This is a genomic window from Mesorhizobium sp. WSM4849 (genome assembly GCF_055811385.1).
Map to the genome: position 1 here is coordinate 1 of NZ_JBVVPW010000079.1, position 5201 is coordinate 5201.

The 5201-nt window shown below is 62.2% G+C and carries 3 protein-coding genes and 6 pseudogenes; 7 read left to right on the forward strand and 2 right to left on the reverse strand.

What is annotated here, in order from left to right; genetic code table 11:
* Positions 1-468 precede the first annotated feature (468 nt).
* Both istA and AC0L3L_RS36110 read left to right on the forward strand, forming a co-directional pair.
* Positions 469-1354, forward strand: a pseudogene (istA, locus tag AC0L3L_RS36105) (IS21 family transposase); the annotation flags it as partial.
* Between the two features lie 121 nt (positions 1355-1475).
* Positions 1476-1722, forward strand: a pseudogene (locus tag AC0L3L_RS36110) (helix-turn-helix domain-containing protein); the annotation flags it as partial.
* A 111-nt stretch (positions 1723-1833) separates the two neighbouring features.
* Here the strand turns inward: AC0L3L_RS36110 and AC0L3L_RS36115 are convergent.
* Positions 1834-1968: pseudogene (locus AC0L3L_RS36115) on the reverse strand (ATP-binding protein); the annotation flags it as partial.
* A gap of 32 nt (positions 1969-2000) precedes the next feature.
* Between AC0L3L_RS36115 and AC0L3L_RS36120 the strand changes: the two are divergent.
* From AC0L3L_RS36120 to AC0L3L_RS36140, 5 genes and pseudogenes are all read left to right on the forward strand, one after another.
* Positions 2001-2219 (forward strand): annotated as a pseudogene (locus tag AC0L3L_RS36120) (DUF5372 family protein); the annotation flags it as partial.
* Between the two features lie 61 nt (positions 2220-2280).
* The gene (locus tag AC0L3L_RS36125) at positions 2281-2493 is read left to right on the forward strand and encodes a hypothetical protein (RefSeq protein ID WP_473642129.1); all 213 of its coding nucleotides are present in this window, start codon (positions 2281-2283) and stop codon (positions 2491-2493) included.
* Between the two features lie 74 nt (positions 2494-2567).
* A pseudogene (locus AC0L3L_RS36130) lies at positions 2568-2927 on the forward strand (recombinase family protein); the annotation flags it as partial.
* Positions 2928-3593 carry a recombinase family protein gene (locus tag AC0L3L_RS36135; protein ID WP_473642127.1) on the forward strand — a complete coding sequence of 222 codons (666 nt, stop codon included), beginning with the start codon at positions 2928-2930 and terminating at the stop codon, positions 3591-3593.
* A 24-nt stretch (positions 3594-3617) separates the two neighbouring features.
* Entirely contained in the window at positions 3618-4292 is a 675-nt protein-coding gene (locus tag AC0L3L_RS36140) for a hypothetical protein (protein WP_473642125.1), read from the forward strand.
* 282 nt (positions 4293-4574) lie between these two features.
* Here the strand turns inward: AC0L3L_RS36140 and AC0L3L_RS36145 are convergent.
* A pseudogene (locus tag AC0L3L_RS36145) lies at positions 4575-4955 on the reverse strand (ATP-binding protein); the annotation flags it as partial.
* Positions 4956-5201: the final 246 nt, after the last annotated feature.

The following is a 5201-nucleotide window of genomic DNA, read 5'->3' on the forward strand; positions in this document are numbered from 1 at the left end:
AAGAGGCTCACCGGCGACGCATGGGAGAAGCGGTTAATTGCAGTGCGACGTGCAGTCGGAAATATCTGAGGTTCAGATCGATTGACCGGAGCCCTTTGGCCGTTTGTCCGAGCCGCAACGTTGGTTCGCCGGGCCTTGAGGGTCGTGGCTTGCTCACGGTGGTCGGGGTTGGTTGCGTGTGGCGCCGCGATATCGTCAATGTCACCGGCTGCCGCCTCAGCCACTGACGACCGGCGTACCGCCGGGGCACTCACGGTGTCGTGGTATCGAAGCTTTCGCCAGATCCGAGTTTTTCACCCGCATCATCACGCCTGCTGGCGGAGCCGGTGGATACCAAGAACTCGCCGCGTGCTTGTGACAGCTTGGTTTGTACGCCCTCTCTGTGATCTTTCGTGGAATAGGATAGGGACCCCCTTAACGCAGGGGCATCACAGTGCCTCCGGTTTTCATCGGAGGCATTTGTTTTGGATATTGGTCGTGGAGACGATTGCAAAGATCCGCCGCCTTGCGCTTTTCAGGGGAAGTCGATCAAACAGATCTGCCGCGAGCTGAAGGTCTCGCGCAAAGTGGTGCGCAAGGTGCTGCGCTCCGGCGAGACGGAATTCCGCTACGAACGCAGGCATCAGCCGCTGCCGCGGATGGGGGCGTGGCGCGACGCGCTGGAGCGGCTTTTGGCCGCCAATGCAGGCAAGCCGACGCGGGAACGGCTGACGCTGACGCGGATTTTTGAAGAGCTTTGCGCGCTTGGCTATGAGGGCAGCTACAGCTCGGTCTGGCGGCATGCGCAGGCCTGGGAGAAGGGGCGCGGCCGCGCCCCTGCAGATGCCTATGTGCCGCTCTTCTTCGCACCGGGCGAGGCCTACCAGTTCGACTGGAGCCACGAGATCGTTCTCCTGAGCGGCGTGACGGTGACCGTGAAGGTCGCTCATGTCCGGCTCTGCCACAGCTGCATGATGTTCGTGCGCGCCTATCCGCGCGAGAGCCAGGAGATGGTGTTCGACGCGCACGATCGGGCGTTTGCCTTCTTCCGGGGTGCCTGCACGCGCGGCATCTACGACAACATGAAGACGGAGGTGAAAACGGTCTTCGTCGGCAAGGACCGGCAATACAACCGCCGCTTCCAGCAGATGTGCAGCCATTATCTGGTGGAGCCCGTCGCCTGCACGCCGGCCTCCGGTTGGGAGAAGGGCCAGGTCGAGAACCAACCAAGTCGGGCTGGTGCGCGAGCGCTTCTTCACGCCGCGGCTGCGCTTCAAGAGCTATGAGGAGCTGAACGCCTGGCTGCTCGACAAATCCATTGCCTGGGAAGGCGCACCGGCACCCCGAACAGGGCGAGCGGACGATCTGGGAGGTGTAAAAGTTTAAACTTTATCTGAACAGACGGTGTCCTAGCTGAAGCTGAGCCGAGGCCGGGCGTGCAGTAGTCAGGCTTCGCAGCGCCCGGCCTCGGCGTTAGACTAGAAAGGAACACTGACATGACCAAGGACCAAAAGATCATCCGCGCCAAAGGTGGGGCTGCTGGAGTTGGCCAAACAGCTCGGCAATGTCAGCCAGGCCTGCAAGATGATGGGCTATTCGCGCGACAGCTTCTACCGCTTCAAGGAGCTTTATGAGACCGGCGGCGAACTGGCGCTGCAGGAACTGACGCGCAGGAAGCCGCTGTTGGCCAACCGCACGCCACTGGAGATCGAGGCGATCATCCTCGAGCTGACTGCGCATTTCGCTGATTGTGAGCAGCCATTTCACGCGATGGTGAGCGCTCATTTTCATCTTATCGTGAGCAGGTATTTCACGCGATCATGAGCGGCCGCTTGGAGCGACTTGTTCATTGATTCACGTGTTTGTGGCTGCGTCAAGAGCGTGAGCGCGAGCGCTGTGTTTTCGCATGCTTTCTCCGGTGAGTTGAAGGCGGTGAGCGTTGTGAACGAGGCAATCCAGAATCGCGTCGCCGAGGGTGGGATCACCAAACATCAGAGGCTGCCGCCATTCTCGACGGGGTGGTGTCTCATTTGACGGTCATCGACCCGCGTCACGGCCTAGCGGGTCAGCGTCTGGAGCTCGTGTCGTCCCGTTCTGCGCGCGGTCCGGCTTTCGTTGTTGTTCGACTATCTGACGGACGCCGCCGTTCAATTCGGCGCTCGGTGACCGACCTTGCAGCGGCGTCACCGGAAGAACAAGGCGCTTCGAAAGCGTTGGCCCACATCAACGTGCGAACGCTGCTCACATTGCTGCACCATTTGAACAGCACGTTGGCCTCCCCTATCGAGGAGGTGATTCGCGATGAACATCCAGTCGAATCTGTATCGTGTCGCGTCCCAGACCCCCACCACCAAAGTTCCGAACCCGAGTATCATCACTCTGCCGAGTCTTTGGCTCAACTTGCCGGGGGAGACGCAGAAGCAGATCGCGCAGGGCTTCGCGCGGCTTCTCTTGCGGATGCGATCGACGGGCGCGCCGATAGCGGCGGATCGGCATGTTGAGAACGTCGACTAGAAAACGAATGCGTTACTGCCGCGCATCGCGGTAAGCTCGCTTACATTTACGTCCGCCAGTCCTCCGTGAACCAGGTGCGGCATCATCAGGAAAGCACGGAACTGAAATACCGGCTCGTCGATCGTGCCGTCGCCCTCGGCTGGCCGCATGAACGCGTGCACGTCATCGATGAAGATCTTGGCAAATCCGGAGCCGGGACCGTTGAGCGGGTGGGCTTCAAGAAGCTGATTGCCGAGATCGGACTGGGGAACGCCGGCCTGGTCATCAGCCTCGATGCCTCCCGGCTTGCCCGCAACAATCGCGACTGGCATCAGCTCCTCGATTTGTGCGCGCTCTTCGGCGTTATCATTGCCGACGGCGAACGTCTCTACGATCCCTGCGCTTACCATGACCGCCTGCTGCTCGGTTTGTCCGGCATCATGAGCGAGGCGGAGTTGCACCAGATCAGGCAGCGCCTCCATCAGGGCGAGCGTCAGAAGGCGGCGCGTGGCGAGCTACGCCTTCCCGTTCCCGCCGGACTGGCGCATGGCCGCTCGGGCGAGATCATTCTCAATCCCGATGAGCAGGTGCAGGCGAGGCTCGGCCTGGTCTTCGCCAAGTTCCGCGAGCTTCACAGTGCGCGGGCCGTGATGCGATACCTGCGAAAGAACGATCTGCCACTGCCTGTGCGCCCACTCTTCGGTCCGGCGCCGCACGATGTGGTGTGGCGCGAGGCCGATAGTTCGCGCGTGCTCAGCATTCTCCAAAATCCTGCCTATGCCGGGGCGTATGTCTATGGCCGCAGGCGGGTGGAAGGCGGGCGGATTCGCCATGGCGTCTATCGCCCGAGGACGACCAAGGTCCCCATCGCCGACTGGGAGGTTTGCCTTCAGGCTGCCCATCCTGGTTATATCGGCTGGGAGGAGTTCATGGAGAACCAGAGGCGACTGGCAAACAACATCAATTGCTACGAAGCCGGTCATTCCGGTTTGCCGCGCAAGGGGGCGGCACTTCTGCAGGGCATCGCTGTTTGTGGGCGGTGCGGTCGCCGGATGAGCCTGCGCTATAGCGGTCCCGCGGGCGACTACCCCGTCTATACGTGTCGCGCCGACCGCAACTAGGAGGGGGGGCCGCTATGCCAGGATGTGCGTGCGCTGCCCGTCGATGCGCACGTCGAAAGCATCCTGCTCGAGGCCTTGCGGCCGGACAAGATCGTCATCGCCATCGCCGCACTGGGCCAGATCGAAGAGGAGACGCGTCAGCTTGAGCGGCAGTGGGCGCTGCGGCGCGAGCGGGCGCGCTATGAGGCAGAACGTGCACGGCGCCAATATGATGCGGTCGAGCCGGAGAACCGTCTGGTGGCGCGTTCGCTGGAGCGCGGCTGGGAAGAGAAGCTGCGCGCTGCCGAGGCGATCGAACAGGATTACGAACGCTGGCGGTCCGACGAGCCCCTGGTCTTGAGCGAGTCCGACCGCCAAGCGCTTCAAAAGCTGGGAGAAGACCTGCCCGGCATCTGGCACGCCCCTTCCACAACATCGGCCGAGCGAAAGGCCATTTTGCGTCTCATCATTGGCGAGGCCGTCCTCGACCAAAAACGCTTCCAGGGCCAGGTCTGGTTCAACATCCTGTGGCAGACGGGAGCGACAAGCGAGCACTCTCTCCAAAGGCGGGTCCACACCTATGGCGACTACATCGATGTGGAGCGGCTGCGGGAGCCGTGTGATCGAACTCAACGCTGCGGGCAAAATGGACAAGGAGATTGCGGCGGCCTTGAACGCGGAAGGCTTTGTCGCAGCACGCGGCTGCGCGTTCAAAGATGAGAATGTCTGGCTTCTGCGGACACGTTGGGGCATCCCCACCGTCAAGATCAACGGGACGAGCGCCAATCCCGACCGATGGCCAGATGGAACCTACTCTGTTCAAGGGGCGGCCGCCGCCCTGGGCGTCACACCACAACCGTCTTCGACTATCTCGCACGCGGCTGGCTCGAGGGGCACCAGCTCACGAAGGGACAGCCGTGGCAAATCGAGCTCTCAGATGACCGGATCAACACGCTGCGGGCGCGGATCGCACGCAACAGGCGATCAAAGAAGGAGGCATCATGACAACTTCGGTTCGCCGATGACGTCGTGCCAGTGCTGGACGGGGATTTGGCTGGTGACGATTGTGGAAGCGCGGCCGTGGCGATCGTCGAGGATCTCCAGGAGGTCGCGGCGCTCGGCGGCATTGAGAACCGACAGGCCCCAGTCGTCGAGTATGAGGAGCTGAACGCGGCCGAGCGTCTTGAGCAGGCGGCCATAGCGTCCATCGCCGCGTGCCAGGGCGAGCGCCTCGAAGAGACGCGGGACGCGATGATAGAGCACCGATCGATTGTCGCGGCAGGCCTTGTGACCGAGCGCGCAGGCCAGCCAACTCTTGCCCAGGCCGGTTGCGCCCGTGACCAGGCAATTCTCATGACGGTCGATCCAGTCGCCAGCGACGAGCGGAGGCAGGTGCGAAAGCCCTGTTCGGGATGCGGCCGATCAGCGATGACAGCCTGGAAGAAGGCAGCGCGCGACCAGTCTCGTCGGCACATACGAACAACTGCGCGCCGCGGTGCTCAGCGCCCGGCTGATCACCGGATCAGGACTCGTAACCCTGCACCGTCAAGGCTGCAAATTCCGAGGGATGTCGCCCCCCGATTCCGAAATGATCTCGCCCCCTCGTTCCGAGAAATAACCGCCCCCTGA